Here is a 22701-nt window from a genome sequence, read left to right as displayed (position 1 = left end):
TAATGTGGGCTGTGGAGCGGGTGCTGGCTGCTGGAATCCGCGACTGGAACTTCCCGCGCGGGATCGCCGGCGTGGCCCTGATGGTGGGGTACGCGGGCGAGCACGGTGTGTCCGCGGCCCGCATGCTGGCAGGCACCGGACTGACCGACGCCGTGCTGCGCGACCCCGACGCCCAGATCGACGCGCACACCGAGCTCGCGGTGATCCGCAATCTGGTCCGCGAGGTCGACGAGCCCGCGCTCGGCGTCGAGCTGGGCAGGCGGTACCGGATCACCACCTTCGGCATCTTCGGCTTCGCGTGCGTGAGCAGTCCGACCCTCGGCGAGGCGATCTCCTTCGCGCTGCGGTTCCTCGATCTGAGTTTCGCCTTCTGCCTGCCGGTCGCGCACTGGGAGGCGGGGGAGTTCGTCGCGCGGGTGCACGACGAGTCGGTGCCCGCGGACGTGCGCCAGTTCCTGGTCGAACGCGACGTGACGGCCATGTACCAGGTGATGAGCGATCTGCTCGGACGGCCGGTGCCGCTGTTGCGCGCCGAATTCCGTTTCGCGGAACCTGGATACGTCGACCGGGTGACCGAGGTGCTCGGCGTGCGCCCCGCGTACGGTCGGGCGCACAACGTGTTCACCATCGATCCCGCGATGCTGGAACAGCCACTGCCGCAGGCCAATGAGCACACCTGGGCGATGTGCCTGGCCCAGTGTCGTCAGCTGGTGGATCGCCGCAGGGCGCGCACGGGCATCGCCGCGGAGGTGCGCGAGCTGCTGGTGCCCGGCGGTGCGGACGGTTTCGCCGCGCCGCCGGGTATCGACCTGGTGGCGCGCGAGCTGAACATGAGCACCAGGACGCTGCGCAGACATCTCGACGCGGCGGGCACCAGCTATCGCGTACTGCTGGACGAGGTGCGCCGCGCCCTCGCCGAGGAAATGCTCTCCGCGACACCGCTTTCGGTGAGCGACGTGGCGATCCGCCTCGGCTACGCCGAGTCCTCCACCTTCATCTACGCGTTCAAGCGCTGGACCGGCGTCACGCCTGCCGCGTACCGCCGCGAGCGAGTGACGCTGCGCTGATCAGCCGGGCTGCACGCCGAGATAGCCGCCCATCGAGACGGGGCGGAAATGTGTTGTCAGGCCGCCTTTCTCGTCGATGACGTGCAACGCGACGGCCGGGTCCGGCGCGTAATCCATCACGTGGCCCGGCAATTCGAGCTCCCACTCGCCGCCGAGCACCGAGGCCGTGCTCGGCGCGACCAGCAGCGGGCGACCACCGAAGGTCGTTGTCGCCGCGGAGTGCGCGTGTCCGGTGAGCACGCCGAGAATGCGCTCGTCCCCGGCCACCAGCGCGGCGAGGCGATCGGGGTCGGCGAGGGTGATGCCGTCGATGATCGGGCTGTGCAGGTGCACCGGCGGGTGGTGCATCGCGAGCAGGATGGGTCCGTCGGCGGGCGCGTCGGCGAGCACGCCGTGCAGCCAGTCGTAGGTCTCCTCGGCGAGCGCGCCGCCCGCCTCCCCGGGAATGCTCGAATCCAGCAGGGCCACAGTCAGTTCGCCGATCCGGTGCGCGTGGTTGATCGGCGTGGTCGCGGCGGGCTCGCCGAGCAGCGCGGTGCGGAAGTTGGCGCGATCGTCGTGATTTCCGGGAATGGGGTAGACCGGAATGTCGGCGGCCAGCGCGACGCGGGCCTCGGCGTACTGTTCGGCCTTGCCGGAATCGGTGATGTCACCGGTCACCAGGATGGCGTCGGGCTTGCGGCGTAAATCGGCGAGAAAGGCCATCACCCGCTCCACGCGTTCGGCGTTACGGGCGCCGAGATCGAAGTGTGTATCGCTGACCTGTGCCACCAGGATCATCGGCGTTCGCTTTCTCTGAGGGATCGCTGCGTTGCGTCAGAGTGTGCCCACATCGTGTGCTCGGCACTGTCCCAGGCTAGATGACCTGCGCATTGTCCGTCTTCATGAGGCTCGCCACCGTGCGGGGCGGCACCGCACGAAAGTGGCGACGGTCACATTCGCGGCGCCTGGGAGCCTCGCTCGGCGGTGACGTTCGCCCAGAGCGTGTGCAGCGTGCGGAGGAATGCCTGGCGATCGGCGCGCGGGAGCGCGGCGAGCATTTCTTCCTCTCGGTCGCGGATCTCCCGCTGGGCGCGGTCGCGGACCGCCTTGCCTTCCTTGGTGAGCGAGACCAGGTTGACGCGCCGGTCGGTGGGGTCGGGCGCGCGTTCGATGAGGCCGCGTCGTTGCAGGTCGTCGAGGACGCCGATGATGCGAGTCTTGTCCGCGCCGATGGCCTTGGCCAGCGCGGCCTGCGTGTACACCGGCTCCAGTTCCAGGCCGAGTAGCACTCCGTAGGCCCACATGGTGAGCCCGTTGCGTTCCAGGACGGGCAGTTCGGCCGCGACGAGTGCGCGGCCGAGCGGCACGACCATCGCGGCGAGATCGGGTCGGTCGGGGTCTGGCATGCCTAGAAAATACTTCTTGGCAGATGATAAGCGTATGCTTACGATAAGCGCATGAGTATCGAATCCGAAGGAAAAGCGACCGACACGACCGAGTCGAACGAGCGGCTGCGTGCGCTGCACGCACGGGCCGTGCGGCTGAGCGCGGGTGCCGTCGCGCGGGTCGACGCCGCGCGACTGACCGACGAAACACCCTGTGCCGGTTGGGATTTACGCGCTTTGCTGGCACACATGGCCACCCAGGACCGCGGGTTCGCTGGTGCGGTGCGCGGAGCCGACGACCCCGGCGCCTGGGAGGTGCGGCCCGCGGCGGATCCGGTGGCCGACTACCTGGCCGCCGCGGAGGAGGTCGTCGCGGCCTTCGCCGAGCAGGGCGTCTTCGAGCGCACCGTGCTGCTTCCCGAGTTCTCCACCAGGCATCGGCTTCCCGCCGCGACCGTCATTCGGTTCCACTTGGTCGACAGCGTCGTGCACGCGTGGGACGTGGCGCGTTCGATCGGCGAGACCGTCGACCCCGATCCGGAATTGGCGCTGATGGCGCTCGAGGTCGCGGCGGCGGTTCCGGACGGTCAGGAGCGTTCGGCGCCCGGCGCGGCGTTCGCCCCCGCGCTGACGGCGGATGGCGCGGGTTCGACCATGGACCGGGTGCTCCGGCAGCTCGGGCGCGCGCCCGAGTGGACGCCGAAGTCGTTGCGCGCGTAGCAAATCGAAGCAGCTCCGGCGCGGTAGCGGGCGGAAGGGTCAGGAGACCGTGCTGAGCAGTTCGGCCGCGCGGTCGAGGAGTACGGCCGGATCCGGCGGAGCGACCGGCGCCCAGAAGTCCGCACCGGGCGATGCGTCCAGATCCAGCTCGGGCGGGGTGCGCCAGGACGCGGCGAGACCGAGCCGCCACGAATGCAGGTGGGCGCGCGGATAGGCGCCGGACTTGTCGAAAAGCGGGTCGCCGAGGATCGGGTGCCCGATCCAGGCCAGGTGCACCCGGATCTGGTGGCGACGGCCGGTCACCGGGCGCAGCGCTAGCACCGTGTGCCGCTCGGCGCGCGACACGGTCGCGAAGCGAGTCAGCGACGGATAGTTCTTGGTGTCGAGCAGATCGCTTTCGTTCACGAACCAGCGCCCGCTCTCGTCGCGGATGCTCTCGCGCGGCGCCGCGATCCGCACCCGGTTCTTCCGGCCGACGCTCAACGGCAGATCGATCACGCCGCGCTCGGGCAACCCGGTGGAATCGACGATCGCCAAATACGCCTTGTCCGCGGTCTGCTTGTTGAACTGCCTGGTGAGCTCACCGTGCGCGCCGAGATCCTTGGCCAGTAGCACCAATCCCGAGGTCACCTTGTCGATCCGGTGCACCGGGTACAACGTCTCACCCGCCGCCGCGGCCAATTCCACGATGTCGGTGTCGTGCCGCTCGCCGGTGACCGAAATCCCCGCGGGCTTGTTCAACGCGAGAACCGCCTCGTCCTCGGCGATCAGACAGTCCTCTCGCAACCGCGCCCACTCGATACCCATCCGCACGACCCTACGTGCTCGCCGAGCCGCTCCCACAGCCCGTGCATACGCCGCACACAGGTACCGGCTTTGTGTGGCGTATGCGAATTGTGTGGCAGGGGGTGTCAGCCGCGACGCAGGGCGTGGGGGCGCAGCCGGTTGAAGCCGCGGACTCGGACGCTGCGGAGGTTGCGCACGTCGAATTCCGGGTCGTCGGCCAGTTCCGCGGCCGCGGCGTCGTCGACGAGGACGGTGCCTGGGCGGGCGACGCCGGTCAGGCGGGAAGCGATGTTGACCACCGAGCCGTAGAGGTCGCCCCACCGTTGCAGCACGGGGCCGTAGGCGAGGGCGACGCGCAGGTCCGGCGTTCCGCCGACCATCATCGTCGACTCCTGGATGGCCAGCGCGATGCGCGCGGCCGCCTGCGCCGTCTCCGCCGCGAACATCACTTCGTCGCCGACGTGCTTGATCACCCAGCCGCCGTTCTCGGTGATCGCCGCGTTCGTCGTCGACTCGAACGCCTCCAGCAGCGTCGACAGCTCGTCCGGGTGCAGGTGCCTGGTCAACCGGGTGTAGCCGACCATGTCGGCGAAGCCGACCGCCAGCTCCCTGGTGGAGTCCTCGGCCCGGCTCTCGTTGTCGAAGGAGCGGGCCAGCGCCGCGGCCAGATGGCGGCGCCACGCGTAGGTCTGCAACTCCTCGAGCACCGAGATCGTCTCCTCGGTGGCGAGCCTGGCGATCTCCGCCGTGTCGGCGCCGTCCTCGCGGGTGGCGTCCGCGACTTTGGTCGAGATCTCGGAAATGACCAGATCGGCCTGCCATTCCGCCAGCCGCGCCATGGACTGACCGAGTGTGCGCGCGGCCGCGGCCTGCTGGCGCATATCGGAGGCGGCGACCACTTTCAGGCCGCGGAAGTGCTGCACCGCGTCGACATCGGCGTCGGTGTAGTCGATGGCGTCTTCGGGATTCTCCGGAAAGCCGAGGGCGGTCCACAGTCGCCGGGAGATCGCGGGGGACACCCCCGACCGCTCGGCCACCTCGGCGCGGTTGTACCTGCGCTCGCCGTCGAGCAGATACGACTCCACCACCGACTGGACGAGCTCGGAGATCTCGGGCTTCGACATGATCGCAACCTTACGGCCAGGACGCGCGTGGGTGGAGTCCGTCGATGCCGCCTTGGGGGACGTCACAGCACAGCGCGGGTGGGCTCGGGCCGATGGTGCGAAGATCACCGCGGCAGACGTCCGCCGAGTGCGGCCGGGCGACCTCCGACCGGGCCTGGCGGCCGCGGAGCCGGTGGGTTCACTCGCGAACGACGCGCACCGTTTCCAGGCTGGAATCCGCCGCGTCCGGCACGTTCATGCCCTCCTCGTGACCCGACCGCAAGTACTCGACCACCGCTTCGTTGAGCCGCTCGCCGGGCACCGCCACCGGAATGCCGGGCGGGTACGGGGTGAGCTGCTCGGCCGAGATTCGTCCCGGCGCCTTGGCGATCGGGACGATCTCGACGTCACCGAAGAACGCCTCGCGCGGCAGCTCCACCGTCTCGAGCTGCAGCTCCTTGGGGGATGGCAAACGGATCTGCGAAGGCCGCGGGTCTTTCAGTTGGTCGCGCCACGCGGCAACGCCGTCAACCAAGGACGCGACGGTTTCCTTGTCGTCGGCGATCGACAGCGTCGCGAGAATGCGGCGGTGATCGACCAGCCCCATGTCGATGTGGCGGTGCTCGCGCAGCCAGTCGGCGGCGTCGTAGCCCGTCGATCCCGTCCCGGAGACGTCCATCAGCACCTGGAGCCGATCCAGATCGTGCGAGGCCTCGACGCCGAGCAGTTCGTCTGCCATCACGGTGATGCCCGGTATCCGGGCCAAATCGGCGCGGGCATCGTCGGCGACGCGCAGGGCCGCGTCGAGCAACTCTCGCCCGTGCTGCACCATCTGCCTGCGCCAGCCGTCGAGCGCGGTGTAGACCAGCACGCTCGGGCTGGTGGTCATGAGCAGATCGGCGCACGCGCTCAGCCGCGCCGGGTCGACCAGATCGCCCTGGAGATGGAACACCGAGCCCTGCTCGAACCCAGCCCCCATCTTGTGCACGCTCACCACGCACAGGTCCGCACCCACATCCATCGCCCAGGTGGGCAATTCGGGATGGAAAGGCAGGTGGGCGCCCCACGCCTCGTCGACGATCAGCGGCTTGCCGCGCTCGTGACAGACATCGGCGATGCCTGCGATATCGGCGCAGGTGCCGTACGGGCTCGGGCTGACGATCAGCGCGCCCGCCGCGTCGGGATTGCGTTCCCATGCTTCGCGCACCTGTTGCGGCGAGGGCGGATGGGAGAAGTGCCGCTCGGCGTCCCAGCGCGGCGTGATCCAGTGCGGCCTGACGCCCGCGAAGATCAGCCCGGCGACGATGGATTTGTGGCTGTCGCGGGCCACCAGCAAACCGCCACCCTGGCCGCCTGCCACCGCCATCATCGCGGCCTTCACCGACAGCGAGCTGCCGCAGGTGGAGAAGAAGGCCGTGTCGGCGCCCACCGCGTCGGCCATCAGTTCCTCGGCCTCGGCCAGATAGCCGCCTCTGGCGAGGCGGTCGTCCAAACCGGGTCCGATCAGCACATCGGAGCGGAACGCGTCCCGCCCAATCGTGTCGAGCACACGCTCGTCGACACCGCGACCCTGTCGGTGGCCCGGCGGGGTGAACCCGTACCGGTCCGAGCGGTGATACGCGGCGAGTGCGTCCACCAGGGGAGCTCGTGAGTGGTCCATGATCGGGAGCTACCCGCTGCCCGGTCCGCTAATCTCCGGCTGACCTGGGGAAGCGGCGCTGCTGTGGGATAAGTCCCGCGCTGTCGCGGTCGGGTCCTGTGCGCGACGACGGGCCGCGCGGCAGTCGACGAGCAACTCCGGCGTTTGCCCGCTCGCACCGCCGGGTCCGTGGTTGTCTGGCTGAGGCTGTCCGGTGTTGGCCGACGAGCGCCACGCAAGGTCGACGCGACGCCGATGGCCGCGCCCTACTCGCTCGTGTCGGTGTTTGCGGTTGGGCTCGGATGACGGCGAGGCCGACGTTACTTGGCTTAGTTTGAAACCGGTTGTGGCACAACATATTACATGAAAATGTCGACTATCGCCCAGGTAGACGAGTTGCTCGGCCTGTTCCATCGCGCGGCGCTCCGAGGGCTTGGAAGTCGACGCTCGAGGGGTCTTGACTCGTGCGATAAAGTTGGAAAAATTGTGAGTTTTGCTAACTAGATGGCTTCTCGCGGAAGAAGCCGAGAGGATTCGCAGTGCCCGTCGCCAGCTTCGACAACACCGCGTTGGTACTGATCGATCTTCAGCGCGGGATACTCGAACGGCCGACGGTGCGTCCCGTGCGCGACGTGCTGCGGCAGAGCGTCCGCCTCGCCAAGGCGTTTCGCGCCAATCGGTTACCCGTCGTGGTGGTGCGCGTCGAGTGGTCCGAGGACAGCGGCGACTTGCCGCCCGCCGCCTGCGATCGCCCCGGCCCGGCCGCCGCCCCTCGGCCACCTTTCGGGGAGATCCCGGCCGAGCTGGTCGACCTGGCCGACGTGTTCATCACCAAGCGGCACTGGGGTGCGTTCACCGGCACGGAGCTCGATCTCCAATTGCGCCGCCGCCGCATCGACCGGCTCGTACTAGCGGGCATCGCCACCAGCATCGGCGTGGAGTCGACCGCGCGCTCGGCGTGGGAGCACAGCTATGAGCTGGTCTTCGCCGAGGACGCGACCACCGACACGGACGAGGCCTCGCACGTGCACTCTTTCACCAAGATTTTCCCGCGCCTTGGGCGTGTCTGTTCGACCGAGCAGATTCTCGCGGCGCTGGGCGCCTGACCGGCCGTCCGGCCACTGTGTCCAATTGGACACGGTCGCGTCGCCCAAAAATACGCGTTGCAATGAACGGTAATTCGCTTGCGCTGTGCAAGACTCTTTTTGCCAGAGTTTCTTGCACTCCTCACGCTCGGAGGACTGTCCATGACGAATTCTGTTGCGCCACTCGAACTGCCCAAACCCCTGGTGGTCACCTTGGGAAATCTGAAGGGCGGTGTCGGAAAAACCACTTCGGCCTTCTTCCTGGCCTCCTATTTCGCCAGAGTGCACGACCTGCGGGTGCTGGTCATCGACGCGGACCCGCTCAGCCAGACCGGATATTCCTGGTATCGCAGGCTGATCAAAGGACGGGTGGCGGTGCCGTTCGAATTGATCGCCTTTCCGTCCCGGCACGTCGACGACTGCATCCACGACAACGCTCACAAATTCGACGTCGTCATCGTCGATGCGGGCGGTGAGTCGGCCGAGATTTTCAAGGCGGCTATTCCGGTCAGTGACGAACTCATTTTGCTGACCAGTGTGAGTCCGTCGGAGGTCAAGCGTGTGCCGAGTACATATCAGGCCGCAGCGGAGGCCGCCGCCGGAACCGACCGGGAAATCCGGGTACGAGTGCTGATGACCAAGGTGCCCGTCACCATGAAGAACGGTGTGAACGTCTCCACCGAATACCGCACGCAGCGCGGCAATTTGGAGGACGCGGGCTACGACGTATTCGGCCCGTACCTGAGTGCGTGGAAGTGGTATCGCGAGGCCGCGGACGGTGAGGTCGGCGAAGGCGCCGAGAACCCGATCGCGGACCTCGGCGAATACCGGCAGGTCGGCGACGAGTTGGTCGCCCCATATCGACTAGCGGTGGAGGTGCCGGCCTGATGCCTCCGCAACGTAGAAAAGGGTCCATCGGCGGGGCCGCGAATCCACTGTCCGACAGCGCCGAACACACCCCGCCGGTCTCGCCGCTGCGCGACGCCGAATGGCGATCGGAGCGGCTACGGCCGGTCGCGGAGGAGTTTCCGCGAGGAACCGAGCCGTCCCGGCCGGTTGTCGCGGACCCGCTGCCGGCGACCCAGCCACTCCGCCAGTCCGCGTCTGTCCCAATCGAGACGCATGCGATGCCCTCGGCCGCGTCGGCTCCGGTCGAGGCGCGAGTCGTGCCGCCGGTCGCGCCCGTCCCCGCAGGCACGCAAGCGATGCACCCGGTTTCGGCGGTTCCGGCGGAGCCGCAAGCGATGCGCCCGGCCGCGCCCCTCCCGGCCGCGACGCAAGTGATGCCGCAGGCGCCTGTCATGCCGGGGGCGCAGGAGATGCGTGCGATTGTCGCGACGAGCCCGAGCGAGACGGAACAGCTGGCCGACGTGCTCACCATGCCGCTGCCCACGGCGGGCGAGGGACCGCTGAACCGGCGTGAACAAGAGCAGCTCAGCGCGTGCGAGTCCTCGATCGACTCGCTGCGTATCGCGTTCTGGGCTGCGGGGCGCGCGTTGCAGATCGTCCGGGACGGACGCCTCTACCGCGACCAGCACCCCAGCTTCGACGACTATGTCGAGCAGCGCTGGGATATGCAGCGTTCATACGCGCACAAGCTGATTCGCGCATGGCCGCTGGCCGCTCGGCTGCATCCCGTCGCGCCGACGATCAACGAGGGGCAGGTGCGCGAACTGCTCCCGGTGGCCGCGGAACACGGTGAGGACGCGGCGGTGACCGTGTACACGACGATCGCGGGCGGCCCCGGCGGCAAGGTCACGGCGGGCAAGCTGCGCGAGGCGATCGCGCTGCTGCCGGATCGTTTCGACGAGGCCGAGGTGATCGCGCGGTTGCAGGCGTGGCTGCGCGGGGAACTGACCGAGGCGGGCGGCCACCGCCCCGTCGATCTGTTCTCCACCATGGAATCGCGCTTGGTCGCGCTGAGCAGGCGGGTCGTCAAGGGTTCCAGCGGCGATCCGGCCGCGGCCCGCGAATTCGCGGCCCGTCTGCGCACGCTCGCCGAACAGATCGAGGAGCAGATCACCGCCTGACGTTCTCGCGAAAACGGCGCCCCGCTACGGAAAGAATTCCGAGCGGGGCGCCGTATTGTTTTCTGAATATCTAATTAGTGACATTTGGTTATTGTTTCGTTATGATAAAAGGGCGTGTTGGTGTTTGCGGCCCTACTGGACCGGCGCAAGATGGACGCTCGGATCCGCTGGACTGAACACCGTGATGTTTTTCGAATCGAATTCGAAGGTCGAGGTGACGTCCCTGCCCGCCGAAATTGCGGCGCCGCACGGCAGGCCGAAAACCTTCGATATGAGCATCGGAGGACCGCATCATGGCATCAACCGCTGAGGGTCGATATTCGCGCTTCCTGCGTCGCGCGATTTTCTGTGGCCTGGCCGCCGCCGCGGCGGCGATCGGCGCCCTGCTCCTGGGCGCCGGACAGGCCTCGGCCAAGCCGGTCGAGATTCCCGGCATCGGAGTTTTCGAAGTTCCGGACGCGATTCCGGTACCGCCCGCTTTCACCGAATTCGATTATCCAGATATTCGAGTACGCCCATCCCAGGTTGTGCCCGCCATCATCGACGAGCCAGCTGCCTTCGACATTCCGGTCGCGGTCGATGACCCGGCTGTCGTAAATGTTCCGGCTGCGGTCGATGTTCCGGCTGTCGTGAGTGTTCCGGCTGCGGTCGATGTTCCGGCTGTCGTGAGTGTTCCGGCTGCGGTCGATGTTCCGGCTGTCGTGAGTGTTCCGGCCGCTGTCGACGCTACGGCTGTCGTGAGTGTTCCGGCCGCTGTCGATGTTCCGGCTGTCGTGAGTGTTCCGGCCGCTGTCGACGCTACGGCCGTCGTGAACGTTCCCGTCGCGGTCGGTGTCGCTAACGGCATGGAGATTCCGGCCGCCGCGGAGGTCTCGGTCGCGGGCGTTCCGGTCGCCACGGATGTTGCGGCCGTCGAGGATCTTCCGGCCATCTTCGGCATCCCTCTTGTCGACCTTCCGCGCATGATCCAGATGGCGGAGCAGTCGCTGCCGGTGACACATGCTCCCGCGCTCGCCAGTCCCGCCGAGGTGGTGTACACCGCCCCGCTGAAGGTGATCGAGTTCGCGGCGACTCCGCCTTCCCCGGCGGATTCGCAGACGGCGGCGACCCCGCCGACCCCGGCGATCACGACGCCGTCGACGGCCATCGATCTGCTGCGCGCCCATCTCCCGTTCCTGGCCGGACTGCTCGAACCGGTGCTGCCTGCGCCGTTCGCGGCGCCGAAGCCCCCGGTCGTCGAGCATCCGTCTCCCGGCGCCATCGCGGTCGAGGCCGCGCGCCGCAAGATCGGCTCCGACTACAGCATGGGCGCGACAGGACCCGACGTCTTCGACTGCTCCGGTCTGGTGCAGTGGTCCTACGAGCAGGCAGGCGTCGAGGTGCCGCGCACGAGCTACCAGCAACTGTCCTCGGGGAAGGCGATATCCCAGGAGGAGCTCGAGCCGGGAGACGTCGTGTCCTTCTACGGCGGCGGCCACACCGGTCTGTACGCCGGGGACGGTCAGGTGATCCACGCCTCGACGTACGGCACGGGCGTCGTGATGTCGCCGATGTCCTCGATGCCCTACGCGGGCGCCCGCCGATACTGATGGCCGCCTGGTGGCTCGCCTTGTGGGCACTGCGCAGCTTGGACGCTCAGCCCGGCAGCAGCAAGCCGTCAGTAAACTCGGATTCGGGGCCTACCGTGTACGGAAGGCGGACGGACTATGGAGTGGCTGCTGGTTTTGATCGTGGTCGTGGCCGTGGCGATCTTGCTGCTCATGCGTGGGCGCGAGGGCAAGCAGCGGACGCAGACCGAGCTGGCCGACGCGCTCGCCGACGCCCGTCAGGTGAACGAGCGGCTCGCGGGTCAGATCTACAACCTGAGCGGCAGCAACGATGCGGCGAAGCAAGCACTCGTGGACGCCTCGGAGCGATACGCCGCCGCGGGCTCACAGCTCGACCAGGCCGCAACGCCCGCCCAGGCCCGGCTGGCGAAACAGACTGCGCTAGAAGGTCTCTACTACATTCGGGCCGCACGCTCCGCGATGGGCATGGATCCGGGCCCCTCGATCCCCGAGCTCGACGGCCAGGCCGTGGCAGGGCGAGTGAGCGAGGATCGGGTGATCGCCTTCGAGGGCAGAGAGATCGCCGCCTCACCCAACCCCTCCCAGGCCACGCCGAACTACTATCCCGGCGGCCGCGTCGCGGGACGGCCGGTGCCCGCGGGCTGGTACTCCGAACCCTGGTGGAAGCCGGCGCTCATCGGCGGCGCATGGGGGCTCGGCTCCGCGCTCTTGTTCACCTCGCTGTTCGCCGGAATGTCGGGTGTGGGGTACGGCGCGCAGGGATTCGAGAGCGGCTACGGCGAGGGATATCAGGACGGAGTCGCGGCGGGCGAGGGTAACGCGGGCGACTGGGGTTCGGACACCGCCCCGTACGACGGCGGTGGTTACGACGGGGGTTACGACGGAGGTGGCTACGGAGGTGGCTACGACGGGGGCGGTTACGACGGGGGCGGCGGCTTCGACGGCGGAGGTTTCGACGGCGGGTTCTGAGCGCCGAGCGCGGCGTACGGGTGGGCCGATCACCACCCGATATTCGCGCGATCGGCACGATGCTGTTCCTGAGCGCCCGACCCGGTAGACTGCGACAGTCCCACCAAACCGGCCTTCGTAGCTCAGGGGATAGAGCACCGCTCTCCTAAAGCGGGTGTCGCAGGTTCGAATCCTGCCGAGGGCACTTCATTCGCTCGGTGAGCCATGCTCGCGGAGGGCGCTCGCTGGGGGCTCATTTCGTCATTTTTGTGGGGGTTGCAACCCCCACGCCCCGCCCGGCGGGCTTCGCCCCCGGACCCCCTTGCGGTGGTCGGCTTTTGTTCGGGGCGGACCTGCTTGTGTAGGTCGGCTATTCGTGGGATTGCTCGTAACGGTGCGTGGTCGGTTGTTGCGTTCGGGGACGTTGTTGCTCTTGGGTGCTCTGTGAATCATTCTCGGCTGTCCCAGGTTTCCTCTCAGCGGCGCTGGGCGCGATGAGAGCAGCCGATGCGATGCGTCACGCCGCGGTGCTCACCATGGACCGCGCGTTCGGCCAACACTGCGCACTCGACGCGCGTCCTGAGGACCTGCCTCGATTCGCCGCGTCCTTCGCGGGCGGAATCCGTCGCGAGCGCAAATCGGCCCTTTCGATGACCCGCGCTCCCATCACGCGTTCGGCGGCCTGTCTCAGGTCGTCGCGTCCTGTCGCGCCCGAACTCCGTCGCGAGTTTCGGCCAGTAACTCCATGACTCGTGCTCCCATTGCGCGTCCGGCGGAACGCAGCGGCTCTGCCGTGCGCAGGGTGCGGCTCAGGACGAACGCTCCCTCCAAGGCGCTGAGGATCGCGAGGATCAGGTCGCGGGCCGCGGTGGGTTCGACGCCGCGGCGGACGAAGTAGTCCGTTCCCTGCTCGACCCAGTCGCCGATGACCTCCGCCGCGACCTCGCGGAGGGTGGGCTCGCTGTCAGCGATCTCACCGGCGACGGTGCCGACGGGGCACATGTTGATCCAGTCGGCCTGCTCGATCTGTTCGGCTGCGGCGGCGAAGGCGGCGGGCACCGCGGCGCGTAGATCGTCGTACGGGTCCATGAGTAAGGGGAGCAGCTGGATGTAGGCGGCGCCGGAGGTGCGCAGGGCGGCGGCGGCGATCTGTGGTTTGCCCGCAGGGAAGTGGTGGTAGAGCGAGCCCATCGGCGCGCCCGCCGCGACGGTGACCTGTTTGACGCTGGTGCCGCTGTACCCGTGGGTGCGCATCAGTTCCGCCATGGCCGTGACGAGGCGATCGCGGGTGCTTGTTGACATCTTCTCGGTCACCGCTACAGACTAGAGCAAACACTCTAGAGCGAACGCTCGAATGGAGGAATTCGATGCCGACGATCGATCTTCCCGCTGGTCGAGTGCACTATGCCGAGCGCGGCGACGGGCCGCCGGTGGTGCTCTTGCACGGCTTGCTGATGAATCACACGGTGTGGGACGGGGTGCTCGATCAGCTGCCCGCGGGGTTCCGTTACGTGCTGCCGGACCTGCCACTCGGCGCGCATCCGATCCCGCTGAAACCAGGTGTCGACCTGAGCCTGCGCGGGCTGAACCAGCTCATCGCGGACTTTCTCGCCGCGCTCGACCTGCGCGATGTCACCTTGGTGCACAGCGACTGGGGCGGCGGGCTGTTCCTCACCGCCTACGGTCTCGACGAGCGCGTCGGCAGGCTGATCGTGCTGCCCTGCGAGGCCTTCGACAACTTCCCGCCCGGCCTGCCAGGCAAGATGGCCACCGTCGCGACCGCGCTGCCAGGCGGAATATCGCTGGCGCTGCGGCAATTACGCGTGCGGTGGCTGCGCTCCTCGCCGCTGCTGTTCGGGTGGATGGCGCGCAGGCCGCTGCCCGACGACCTGGTGCGCGGCTGGACCGAACCGGGCCTGCGCGACGAACGCATCCGCCGCGACCTGCTCGCCTACACCAAGTCCGGCTTTCCCAAGGCCGAGCTCATTGCGAATACCGAAGCGCTGAAACACTTTTCGGGCGACGCGCTGATCCTGTGGTCAGCCGAGGGCAAGGTGATGCCGCGTGAGCACGGCCGCAGGCTGGCCGAGTTGATCCCGCGCGGACGGCTGATCGAGATCGAGGACGCCTATGTGCTGTCGATGCTCGATCGGCCCGACGCGGTCGGCGCCGCCATCTCGGAGTTTCTGACCGGCGACCGAGCGCAGCGCTAGCGCCCCCGATCCGGCCGCGGGTCGCAACCGCGAATTCGCGGCCGGATCGACCACACTTGGCTCGTGGCCGCCCACCCGCCCGACGCCGAGCCGGGTCCCGAGGCATCGGAGCCGACCGGCTCCGAGATCGCGGCGCGCGAGCAGCCGGCCCCGGAACCCGAGCGCAGGCGGATGCCCCCGTGGTTGCCGAGGGCGCTGGTGCTGGCCTTCCTGCTGCTCGGCGCGTTCCAGTTGCTCGACTGGGCGGCGCACCGGCTGATCGGGTTGTTCGTCGTGCTGTTCGTGGCGTTCTTCGTCTCGCTGGCGATGGAACCCGCGGTGGACAGCATGGCGGCGCGCGGCATGTCCCGTGGACTCGGCACCGCGGTGGTCTTCGTGCTGGTCTTCTTGTTCGCCGCGGGCTTCATCGTGGCGCTCGGCACGCTGCTGGTGGAGACCGTCCACGACCTGGTGATCGAACTGCCGCGGCTGGTGAACGACTCGGTCGACTGGGTGAATCACACGTTCCACCAGGACTTCACCCTCGATCAGCTGCGCGGCCAGCTGACCGAGGACACGCACACGCTCACCGGATACGCCGAGCACGCCGCGGGCCACGTGTGGGGTCTTTCCGCCACGATCGTCGGCGGGCTGGCCAAGGTGCTGCTGATCGCGCTGTTCAGTATCTATCTCACCGCGGGAGGGCCGAAGCTGCGGCACTCGCTGTGCTCGCTGCTGCCGCCGACCAAGCAGAACGCGGTGCTGCACGCCTGGGATCTCGCCATCCAGAAAACCGGCGGCTACCTCTACTCCCGCGCGCTGCTCGCGGTGATCTCCGCGGTGGCGCACGGCATCTTCCTCGCGGTGCTCGGCGTGCCCAACGCCATCGCCATGGGGGTGTGGTTCGGCGTGGTCGCCTCGTTCGTGCCGACCGTCGGAACGTATCTGGCCGGGGCGCTGCCGGTGCTGGTCGCACTCACCATCCGGCCGCTGGACGCGGTGTGGGTGATTCTGTTCGTGATCGTCTACCAGCAACTCCAGGACTACGTCCTGCAACCGAAGCTGACCGCGCGCACCGTCGACGTCAATCCGGCCGTCGCCCTGCTCGCCGTGCTCGCGGGTGGTGCGCTGCTCGGCGCGGTGGGTGCGCTGCTCGCCATCCCGGCCGTCGCCACGGTGCAGTCGTTCGTGAGCCTGTATCTGAAACGCTATGAGGTGACCGAGGATCCACGCATCGACCGGGCCCAGGCCAAGCGGGCCCGCCGGGTCGGAACCGAGGCGGACAGCTGACGGCGCGAAGCCCGGTCGCGCGCAACGCGACCGGGCTTCGCGGACGCTCAGGAAAGCGTCGTGACGGTCAGATCGCCGTCGGCGTACTGGGCGCGCAGGCGCTTCTTGTCGAACTTGCCGACGCTGGTCTTGGGCACCTCGGCGATGAACGTCCAGCGTTCCGGCAACTGCCATTTCGCGAACTTGTCGGCCAGGAAGTCGCGCAGCTCCTCGGCCTTGGCCTCGGCGCCCTCGGCGAGCACCACCGCCACCAGCGGGCGCTCGTCCCACTTCTCGTCGGGCACGCCGATGACGGCGGCCTCGGCGACGGACGGGTGGCCGATCACGGCATTCTCCAGATCAACCGACGAAATCCATTCGCCGCCGGACTTGATGACGTCCTTGGAGCGGTCGACCAGGGTGAGGTAGCCGTTCGGGCTGATCTTGCCGACGTCGCCGGTGCGCAGCCAGCCGTCGTCGAACTTGTCCGGGTCGATGACCCCGCCATCGGGGGAGTAGTAGGAGGCGGTGATCCACGGACCGCGAACCTCCAGCTCGCCGAGCGATTCGCCGTCGTTGGGCACCACGGCGCCGTCGTCGCCGACCAGCCGCGCCTGCACGCTGGCGGGGAAACGGCCCTGGGTGTAGCGGTATTCCCACTCCTCCTCACCGGTGACGCCTGCGGGCGGGTGCGCGACGCTGCCGAGCGGGGAGGTCTCGGTCATGCCCCACGCGTGCAGGATGCGCACGCCGTGCTGCTCCTGGAACGCGCGCATCATCGAGGGCGGAACCGCCGAACCGCCGACGACCGCGGTGCGCAGGTGCGAGATGTCCTGCGGCTTGGCCGCGAGACCCGCGAGCACGCCGCCCCAGATGGTCGGCACGGCCGCGGCGAAGGTCGGCAGCTGATCGGCCATCATCTCCAGCAGCGGCCCCGGCTGCAGGAAGCGGTCGGGCATCAGCACATTCGCGCCCGACATCAGCGCGGCGTAGGGCAGGCCCCAGGCGTTGGCGTGGAACAGCGGCACGATGGCCAGCACGTTGTCGGATCCGGTGAAGCCCATGCCCATCGGCGAGCAGACCTGCATGGCGTGCAGCCAGTTGGAGCGGTGCGAGTACACCACGCCCTTCGGGTCGCCGGTGGTGCCGGAGGTGTAACACATTGCCGCGGCGGAGCGTTCGTCGATCACCGGGAAGTCGAAGGTGTCGGGCTGGGCGGCGAGCAGCTCGGTGTAGGAGTGCACCTGCACGCCCTCGGGGGCCTGCAGCGTGGACGCGTCACCGTTGGCGACGATGACGTGGCGCACCGTCTTCAGGTTCGGCAGATACTGGGCGAACATCGGCACCAGGCTGCCGTCGACGATGACGACCTGGTCCTCGGCGTGGTTGGCCACGTAGACCAGCTGCTCGGGGAACAGGCGAATGTTGAGCGCGTGCAGCACCGCGCCCATGGCGGGCACCGCGATGTAGGCGACCATGTGCTCGTTGTTGTTCCACATGAAGGTGCCGACCCGGTCGCCGACGCCGATGCCGAACCCGCGCAGCGCGTTCGCCAGTCGAGCCGCCTCGGCGCCCATCTCGCGGTAGGTCATGGTCCGCACACCGGAGCCGGTCCAAGTGGACACCGTGCTCTCACCCTGGAAGGTCGAGGCGTACTTCAACAGCGTCGCCAGCGAGAGTGGTTCGTCCTGCATGGTGCTCAACATCGGTAACTCCTTCATCCTCAGTGGCCGGCATGAGCCACGTCACAGCGGCGATGCTACCCAAACGTCGTCACAGCGCGACCAGCCACGACCCGAATCGGAAACGGGGGCGTCCGCCCTCAGTTTCCCCAGGTCAGCACGGCAACCGAAAAGCTAAAGCTGTCAATGGTTGTGGGCCGGATACGCGTGGACGAGGGCGGTGTCCAGCTTCGGTACTGCATGCGTGAGGGTGTGCTCGGCCTCGTGCGCGAGGCGGTGCGCGTCGGCCAGTGTGATCGTCGGCACAACATCGATTTCGACGTCCGCGTGCAGCCGGTGACCGATCCAGCGCATGCGCAGACTGCGCACCCCCTCGACACCAGGCTCGGCCGCGAGCGCCCGCTCCGCGTCCGCCACCAGAGCCGGTTCCACCCCGTCCATCAACCGGTGGAAGACATCGCGCGCCGCGGTGCGCAACACGGCCAGAATGGCCAGTGTGATCAGCAGGCCGACGATCGGATCGGCCTGCGGGAAGCCGAGAGCCACCCCGGCCGCGCCGAGCAGCACGGCGAGCGAGGTGAATCCGTCGGTGCGCGCGTGCAAGCCGTCGGCGACCAGCGCCGCCGACCCGATGCGCCGCCCGACCCTGATCCGGTACAGCGCCACGGTCTCGTTGCCGAGGAAGCCGATCAGCCCGGCCAGCGCGACCCAGCCCAGGTGCTCGATCGGCACCGGATGAACGAGCCTGCGCGCCGCCTCGTACCCCGCGATGAGCGCCGACAGTGCGATCATCGCGACGACGAAGAGCCCGGCGAGATCCTCGGCCCTGCCGAAGCCGTAGGTGTAGCGACGAGTGGCCGCCCGGCGGCCGAGCGCGAACGCGATCCACAGCGGGACCGCGGTGAGCGCGTCGGAGAAGTTGTGGATGGTGTCGGCGGCCAGCGCCACCGATCCGGAGACCACGACGACGAGGACCTGGAGCAGGGCGGTGAGTCCGAGCACCGCGAGGCTGATCTTGACGGCTCGGATGCCCACCGCGCTGGCCTCGAGCGCGTCATCGATGCTGTCGGCGGCGTCGTGGCTGTGCGGGGCGAAGATCTCGCGGAGGATGCCGCGCAGACCGCCGGGGTGGTGGTGATCGTGGTCGTGCGTGTGTGGATGCCCGTGGTCGTGCGCGTGTCCGTGGTCGTGCGCGTGCCCGAAGTCTTCGTCGCGCCCGTTAGCGCGCCGCGCATCGGCGTGCCCGGCTCCGTGCCGGTCTCGGCCCTTCCGCTCGGAGTCGTGGCCGGTCAGCTCGGAGGGCGGCGAATCCGCCTGTCCCCGAGGGCGTTTCGTATGGCTCACGGCGTCGCTCGTTTCCGCTCCGGCAGTTCGAGCACCGCGCCCGCGCCGCGGTGGTGCGGCGGGATGCCTGGTCCGGCGTGCTCGGCGTTGTAGACCGCGTCCACCACCAGCTGGCGGACGTGCTCGTTCTCCAGGCTGTAGAAGATCGTGGTGCCCGCCCTGCGCGTGCGCACCAGTCGCGCCATGCGCAGCTTGGCCAGGTGCTGGGAGACCGACGGCGCGGGCTTGCCCGCCTGCCCGGCCAGGTCGTTCACCGAGAGCTCCCGATCCACCAGCGCCCACAAGATCTGCACCCGGGTCGGGTCGGCCAGCATGCGGAACACCTCGACGACCAGCCGGACCTGGTCCTCGGCGATCGGCGGCCGCAGTGGCTGGTTATCTGCATTCATACGCAGATAATAGAGCATGTAAACCCCGGAGGGTATGGCCGCGATGTGGCCGAAAATATGGATTAGGTGACCGGTGATGCCTCGGCGGCGGCCGTCGCCCGCTTTACGCTCGAAACATGTCAACGCCGTCCATCATCATCATCGGAGCCGGATTCGCGGGGCTCGGCATGGCGCTCGAGCTGCGGCGCGCCGGGCTGGAGAACTTCACCATCCTGGAACGGGCCGCCGATCTCGGTGGGGTCTGGCGGGAGAACACCTATCCCGGCGCCGCGTGCGACGTGCCGTCGCCGCTCTACTCGTGGTCCTACGAACCCAAATCCGATTGGCCGCGGCGCTTTTCCGAACAGCGCGACATCCACGACTACATGCGCGGAGTCGCGGACAAGCACGACCTGGCCCGCTACATCCGCTTCGGTACCGAGGTCACCGACGCCGAATTCGACGAGCGCACCGGGCGCTGGCAGATCAGCACCGGCGATGGAACGCGGCTGAGCGCGGACATCCTCATCCCCGCCGTCGGCCAGCTGTCAAGGCCCGCGCTGCCGAACCTGCCCGGCATCGACACCTTCACCGGACCCGCCTTCCACTCCGCCGAGTGGAACCACGACATCGACCTCACCGGAAAGCGGGTCGCCTGCATCGGCACCGGAGCCAGTGCGATCCAGTACATTCCGCGCATCCAGCCGAAGGTCGAGCACCTCACGCTGTTCCAGCGTTCGGCGGCCTGGGTGCTGCCCAAGCGCGACGTCGAGTACAGCGCGCTGCATCACGCTTTGTTCAAGTACTTTCCGCCGAGCCGGTGGGCCGAGCGGTTCGCGATCTGGTCGTTCTTCGAGGTGCTCGCGCTCGCGCTGACCGACATCCCGGCCATGAAGACCCCGGTGATCGCGCTGGCCGACCGGCATCGCGAACAGCAGGTGCCCGACCCGGAATTGCGCGCGAAGCTGACGCCCGACTACGCCGCGGGATGCAAGCGCGGCTTGTTCTCCAACGAGTACTTTCCCGCGCTCGCCCAGTCGAACGTCACGGTGGAGACGACGGCGATCGAGGCCGTCACGCCGACCGGCATCCGCACCGTCGACGGTGTCGAGCACCAAGTCGACGTGATCGTCTACGGCACGGGCTTCAAGGGCACCGAATTCCTCGCCCCGATGAACATCTACGGCGTCGGCGGCCGCAAGCTCGCCGATGTGTGGGGCGACGCGGGAGCCCGTGCCTACCTTGGCCTTTCGGTTCCGTACTTCCCGAACCTCTTCATGATGTACGGCCCGAACACCAATGTCGGCTCGGGCTCGATCATCTACATGCTCGAATCCCAGGCCCGCTACATCCGGCAGGTGGTGCAGTACCTGGCCGAGCATCCCGGCCGCTACCTCGCCGCCCGCGCGAAGGTCGAACAGGATTGGGACGACTGGCTGCAGCGCAGGCTGAAGGACACGCCGTGGAATTTCTGCTCCAGCTGGTACCGCAACGCGGCGGGGCGCATCACCAACAACTGGCCCGGCGCCACGGTTCTCTATCGATGGAAGACGAGAACTTTCGACCCGTCCGATTACGACGAGGCTCGCGCCACCGCTTGACGCACGACTCGCCCCCGTCCGGTCGGCCCCTGCACCGACCGGACGGGGGCGAGTCGCCCGCTGTCTCAGCAGTTGCGCAGCTCCGGGCTCTGGTTGAGCAGCTGGGCCCTGGTGCCGATGAACGTGCTGTAGGTCTCGCCGCCGACCGCGGACACCGGGAAGGCCGCGACGCGGTGGCAGTTCTGGAAGGCGAGCTTCACGCCGAAGTGCCGCTCGAGGCCGCCGCGGATGGCGTCCGAGGCGAGCGCGCGCAGCAGCTGGCCGCGGGCCACCTCGTCCGGCGGGGGCACTACGTTGTCGGCGAATTCGGCTGTGCCCGAATTCAATTCACCGACCACCCGGCTCACGACCTCCCAGGCGTATGGCAACGAGTTCCGGACGCAGTCGACGAAATCGGCGTCGTCGATCTCGCCGCGTTCGGCGCGTTCCAGCAGTGCGGCAGGTACGTCGAGGGACATGGCGCTCTCCTCCTTGGGATGGGGTGGATGCCGTGCGATGCGCCTTGAAGTCTAATCGAAAGTGGTTGTCAACAATCCTGGATTCGTCGCGAAAGTGCCGACTCCAGTGCGCTTTTCGTCGCGGCGGCCAGCTGGGCGACCAGTTCGCGGGCCGGTAGCTCGGGCGTCAGAGACTGGGTCTGGCCCGCCCACAGGTTCACTTCCTCGGGATTGCCCGCAGCCCGTGCGGTGGCCCGCAACGGCGCTGTCGCGTAGTGGATTTCGGGATACGCGGCGGGCGCTGTCGCGCTGTGCTCGACCATGAACTCGTTGCGCAGGCCGCGGGCGCGGCGTCCGGTGAAGGCGCGGGTGAGCATCGTTGGCGCTTCGCTCGGCACGGCCGCGCGGTGCACCGGGTTGGTGCCCGCTTCCCGGCAGCGCAGGAACACGGTGCCCAACTGCGCCGCTGACGCGCCGGCGGCGAGCGCGGCGGCGATGCCTGCGCCGGTGGCGATTCCGCCCGCGGCCACGATCGGCACGTCCACCGTGGCGGTGAGCAGTTGCAGCAGGGCGAGCAGACCGAGCGGATCGACCGCGTCATCGGCGACTCGGTCGACGAAGGTGGCGCGGTGCCCGCCCGCTTCGGCGCCCTGGGCGACCAGCACGTCGGCGCCTGCGGCGACGGCGATCTCGGCCTCGGCGACCGACGTGACGGTCACCCAGACTTCGGTCCCCACCGCGTGCAGCCGGTTCACCTCGGCGGCGGTTGGGCAGCCGAAGGTGATGGTGACGACCGCGACCGGCGTCTCGACGAGCAGGTCGAGCTTGGCGTCCCAGTCGTCGGTGTCGTGCTTCGCGGCGCCGAGCCGGTGCCCGGCGCCGAGTTCGGCCAGGTAGTCCGCGTAGTCGGCGGGCGGAGTCGGCGGGCCAGGCGCGAAAAGATTCACGCCGAGCGGCGCGTCGGTGAGTGCGCGGGTCGCGGCGATTCGGTCGGCGGTATCGGCCGCGCTCAGGTAACCGGCGGCAAGAACGCCGAATCCGCCCGCTTCGGCGACCGCGGCGGTGAGCTCCGGAGTGGAAGGACCGCCCGCCATGGGAGCGAGCACGATCGGGATGCGCAATTCATCGATGATCACGGCCCAAGTCTCGCCCATCGAGACCGGTTATCCAGCTCTCACCTGCGATTTCAGAATCGAAGGTTGCGGAATGGTCACGACGGGGTAGAGTTCCCGTCACAACGGATGCCGAAACGTTACAAACTTCGGTCACCGGGAAATCCGAACCCTCGGACATCGCGGGTTTCGGCCGGACCGGCAGCACGTTCGCGACGCGGCGGCCTTCGTTCACCAATGTAGTCGGACGCTAGGACGAAGCTTTGTCGCAGCACCGGGTAGGCCCCAGTTCCATTACGGTCGAGAGCCTTATCGGCGATGGCGTGACGGGTCGGCCGACGCGGCACCGCGCCGAGTCGCAGGCCGAGCGGGTCCGCGCGGCC

General features: G+C 68.3%; 22 protein-coding genes and 1 tRNA gene. 11 read left to right on the top strand and 12 right to left on the bottom strand.

Going from position 1 to position 22701, the window contains the following annotated elements; all coding sequences use genetic code 11:
• Positions 1-11: 11 nt before the first annotated feature.
• Positions 12-1067, top strand: coding sequence for an AraC family transcriptional regulator (locus tag NX1_RS31260; protein WP_245668776.1), 1056 nt, complete (start codon positions 12-14; stop codon positions 1065-1067).
• On the opposite strand, the gene NX1_RS31255 is transcribed toward NX1_RS31260, so the two are convergent.
• Together NX1_RS31255 and NX1_RS31250 are read right to left on the bottom strand one after the other, a co-directional pair.
• Entirely contained in the window at positions 1068-1847 is a 780-nt protein-coding gene (locus NX1_RS31255; protein WP_068067453.1) for a metallophosphoesterase, read from the bottom strand.
• Between the two features lie 152 nt (positions 1848-1999).
• A complete protein-coding gene (locus NX1_RS31250) occupies positions 2000-2455 on the bottom strand; it encodes a MarR family winged helix-turn-helix transcriptional regulator (RefSeq protein ID WP_068067450.1) in 456 nt (151 codons plus the stop codon).
• A 51-nt stretch (positions 2456-2506) separates the two neighbouring features.
• Between NX1_RS31250 and NX1_RS31245 the strand changes: the two genes are divergently transcribed.
• Positions 2507-3154: a TIGR03086 family metal-binding protein gene (locus NX1_RS31245; protein WP_068067448.1), complete on the top strand. Its 648-nt coding sequence runs from the start codon at positions 2507-2509 to the stop codon at positions 3152-3154.
• Between the two features lie 39 nt (positions 3155-3193).
• Here NX1_RS31245 and NX1_RS31240 read toward each other — a convergent pair whose 3' ends face one another.
• From NX1_RS31240 to NX1_RS31230, 3 genes are all read right to left on the bottom strand, one after another.
• Positions 3194-3961, bottom strand: a complete 768-nt coding sequence (locus NX1_RS31240) for an RluA family pseudouridine synthase (RefSeq protein ID WP_068067445.1) — start codon at positions 3959-3961, stop codon at positions 3194-3196.
• Between the two features lie 104 nt (positions 3962-4065).
• Positions 4066-5067 carry an adenylate/guanylate cyclase domain-containing protein gene (locus tag NX1_RS31235; RefSeq protein ID WP_373864935.1) on the bottom strand — a complete coding sequence of 334 codons (1002 nt, stop codon included), beginning with the start codon at positions 5065-5067 and terminating at the stop codon, positions 4066-4068.
• A gap of 175 nt (positions 5068-5242) precedes the next feature.
• Complete coding sequence (locus tag NX1_RS31230) at positions 5243-6703, bottom strand: aminotransferase class I/II-fold pyridoxal phosphate-dependent enzyme (RefSeq protein ID WP_068067441.1); 1461 nt, start codon at positions 6701-6703, stop codon at positions 5243-5245.
• A 518-nt stretch (positions 6704-7221) separates the two neighbouring features.
• Between NX1_RS31230 and NX1_RS31225 the strand changes: the two genes are divergently transcribed.
• From NX1_RS31225 to NX1_RS36675, 3 genes are all read left to right on the top strand, one after another.
• The gene (locus tag NX1_RS31225; protein ID WP_068067438.1) at positions 7222-7788 is read left to right on the top strand and encodes an isochorismatase family protein; all 567 of its coding nucleotides are present in this window, start codon (positions 7222-7224) and stop codon (positions 7786-7788) included.
• 141 nt (positions 7789-7929) lie between these two features.
• Positions 7930-8655: a ParA family protein gene (locus tag NX1_RS31220; protein ID WP_157120257.1), complete on the top strand. Its 726-nt coding sequence runs from the start codon at positions 7930-7932 to the stop codon at positions 8653-8655.
• A 431-nt stretch (positions 8656-9086) separates the two neighbouring features.
• On the top strand, positions 9087-9797 hold the full coding sequence (locus tag NX1_RS36675) for a hypothetical protein (protein WP_157120255.1): 711 nt from the start codon (positions 9087-9089) through the stop codon (positions 9795-9797).
• A 299-nt stretch (positions 9798-10096) separates the two neighbouring features.
• Here the strand turns inward: NX1_RS36675 and NX1_RS36670 are convergent, their stop codons facing one another.
• A complete protein-coding gene (locus NX1_RS36670) occupies positions 10097-10798 on the bottom strand; it encodes a hypothetical protein (RefSeq protein ID WP_157120253.1) in 702 nt (233 codons plus the stop codon).
• Between NX1_RS36670 and NX1_RS31210 the strand changes: the two genes are divergently transcribed.
• The 3 genes from NX1_RS31210 to NX1_RS31200 all read left to right on the top strand — a co-directional run bounded on the left by NX1_RS31210 (position 10760) and on the right by NX1_RS31200 (position 12518).
• Positions 10760-11386: a C40 family peptidase gene (locus tag NX1_RS31210; RefSeq protein WP_245668774.1), complete on the top strand. Its 627-nt coding sequence runs from the start codon at positions 10760-10762 to the stop codon at positions 11384-11386. The two genes, NX1_RS36670 and NX1_RS31210, sit on opposite strands and share 39 nt — an antisense overlap.
• A gap of 117 nt (positions 11387-11503) precedes the next feature.
• Positions 11504-12334 carry a hypothetical protein gene (locus NX1_RS31205; protein ID WP_068067431.1) on the top strand — a complete coding sequence of 277 codons (831 nt, stop codon included), beginning with the start codon at positions 11504-11506 and terminating at the stop codon, positions 12332-12334.
• Between the two features lie 111 nt (positions 12335-12445).
• Positions 12446-12518, top strand: a tRNA-Arg gene (locus tag NX1_RS31200).
• Between the two features lie 482 nt (positions 12519-13000).
• On the opposite strand, the gene NX1_RS31195 is transcribed toward NX1_RS31200, so the two are convergent.
• A complete protein-coding gene (locus tag NX1_RS31195) occupies positions 13001-13627 on the bottom strand; it encodes a TetR/AcrR family transcriptional regulator (RefSeq protein ID WP_245668772.1) in 627 nt (208 codons plus the stop codon).
• A gap of 53 nt (positions 13628-13680) precedes the next feature.
• Between NX1_RS31195 and NX1_RS31190 the strand changes: the two genes are divergently transcribed.
• Both NX1_RS31190 and NX1_RS31185 read left to right on the top strand, forming a co-directional pair.
• The gene (locus NX1_RS31190) at positions 13681-14526 is read left to right on the top strand and encodes an alpha/beta fold hydrolase (protein ID WP_068067426.1); all 846 of its coding nucleotides are present in this window, start codon (positions 13681-13683) and stop codon (positions 14524-14526) included.
• Between the two features lie 63 nt (positions 14527-14589).
• Positions 14590-15795 (top strand): AI-2E family transporter, encoded by a 1206-nt coding sequence (locus NX1_RS31185; protein WP_068067423.1) that lies wholly within the window; start codon positions 14590-14592, stop codon positions 15793-15795.
• Between the two features lie 47 nt (positions 15796-15842).
• On the opposite strand, the gene NX1_RS31180 is transcribed toward NX1_RS31185, so the two are convergent.
• From NX1_RS31180 to NX1_RS31170, 3 genes are all read right to left on the bottom strand, one after another.
• Positions 15843-17480: a long-chain fatty acid--CoA ligase gene (locus NX1_RS31180; protein WP_068067511.1), complete on the bottom strand. Its 1638-nt coding sequence runs from the start codon at positions 17478-17480 to the stop codon at positions 15843-15845.
• 159 nt (positions 17481-17639) lie between these two features.
• Entirely contained in the window at positions 17640-18575 is a 936-nt protein-coding gene (locus NX1_RS31175) for a cation diffusion facilitator family transporter (RefSeq protein ID WP_068067508.1), read from the bottom strand.
• A 221-nt stretch (positions 18576-18796) separates the two neighbouring features.
• Positions 18797-19189 (bottom strand): ArsR/SmtB family transcription factor, encoded by a 393-nt coding sequence (locus NX1_RS31170; protein ID WP_068067504.1) that lies wholly within the window; start codon positions 19187-19189, stop codon positions 18797-18799.
• A 116-nt stretch (positions 19190-19305) separates the two neighbouring features.
• On the opposite strand from NX1_RS31170, the gene NX1_RS31165 reads away from it, so the two are divergent.
• Positions 19306-20769 (top strand): flavin-containing monooxygenase, encoded by a 1464-nt coding sequence (locus NX1_RS31165; protein ID WP_068067417.1) that lies wholly within the window; start codon positions 19306-19308, stop codon positions 20767-20769.
• 65 nt (positions 20770-20834) lie between these two features.
• On the opposite strand, the gene NX1_RS31160 is transcribed toward NX1_RS31165, so the two are convergent.
• Positions 20835-21227 (bottom strand): SCO5389 family protein, encoded by a 393-nt coding sequence (locus NX1_RS31160; protein ID WP_068067414.1) that lies wholly within the window; start codon positions 21225-21227, stop codon positions 20835-20837.
• A gap of 68 nt (positions 21228-21295) precedes the next feature.
• A complete protein-coding gene (locus NX1_RS31155) occupies positions 21296-22360 on the bottom strand; it encodes a nitronate monooxygenase (protein ID WP_174555550.1) in 1065 nt (354 codons plus the stop codon).
• Positions 22361-22701: the final 341 nt, after the last annotated feature.

Source organism: Nocardia xishanensis NBRC 101358, assembly GCF_001613365.1.
Lineage (GTDB): Bacteria > Actinomycetota > Actinomycetes > Mycobacteriales > Mycobacteriaceae > Nocardia > Nocardia xishanensis.
The sequence above is the reverse complement of the archived record's forward strand: the minus strand, read 5'-3'. Positions and strand labels throughout refer to the sequence as shown.

Coding starts and splice junctions, on each gene's coding strand:
- NX1_RS36670 (WP_157120253.1), bottom strand. CDS start 10,798: ATGTGTCACCGGCAGCGACTGCTCCGCCATCTGGATCATGCGCGGAAG.
- NX1_RS31205 (WP_068067431.1), top strand. CDS start 11,504: ATGGAGTGGCTGCTGGTTTTGATCGTGGTCGTGGCCGTGGCGATCTTG.
- NX1_RS31160 (WP_068067414.1), bottom strand. CDS start 21,227: ATGTCCCTCGACGTACCTGCCGCACTGCTGGAACGCGCCGAACGCGGC.
- NX1_RS31190 (WP_068067426.1), top strand. CDS start 13,681: ATGCCGACGATCGATCTTCCCGCTGGTCGAGTGCACTATGCCGAGCGC.
- NX1_RS31240 (WP_068067445.1), bottom strand. CDS start 3,961: ATGGGTATCGAGTGGGCGCGGTTGCGAGAGGACTGTCTGATCGCCGAG.
- NX1_RS31250 (WP_068067450.1), bottom strand. CDS start 2,455: ATGCCAGACCCCGACCGACCCGATCTCGCCGCGATGGTCGTGCCGCTC.
- NX1_RS31165 (WP_068067417.1), top strand. CDS start 19,306: ATGTCAACGCCGTCCATCATCATCATCGGAGCCGGATTCGCGGGGCTC.
- NX1_RS31180 (WP_068067511.1), bottom strand. CDS start 17,480: ATGTTGAGCACCATGCAGGACGAACCACTCTCGCTGGCGACGCTGTTG.
- NX1_RS31210 (WP_245668774.1), top strand. CDS start 10,760: ATGATCCAGATGGCGGAGCAGTCGCTGCCGGTGACACATGCTCCCGCG.
- NX1_RS31155 (WP_174555550.1), bottom strand. CDS start 22,360: ATGGGCGAGACTTGGGCCGTGATCATCGATGAATTGCGCATCCCGATC.
- NX1_RS31220 (WP_157120257.1), top strand. CDS start 7,930: ATGACGAATTCTGTTGCGCCACTCGAACTGCCCAAACCCCTGGTGGTC.
- NX1_RS31245 (WP_068067448.1), top strand. CDS start 2,507: ATGAGTATCGAATCCGAAGGAAAAGCGACCGACACGACCGAGTCGAAC.
- NX1_RS31255 (WP_068067453.1), bottom strand. CDS start 1,847: ATGATCCTGGTGGCACAGGTCAGCGATACACACTTCGATCTCGGCGCC.
- NX1_RS36675 (WP_157120255.1), top strand. CDS start 9,087: ATGCGTGCGATTGTCGCGACGAGCCCGAGCGAGACGGAACAGCTGGCC.
- NX1_RS31170 (WP_068067504.1), bottom strand. CDS start 19,189: ATGAATGCAGATAACCAGCCACTGCGGCCGCCGATCGCCGAGGACCAG.
- NX1_RS31230 (WP_068067441.1), bottom strand. CDS start 6,703: ATGGACCACTCACGAGCTCCCCTGGTGGACGCACTCGCCGCGTATCAC.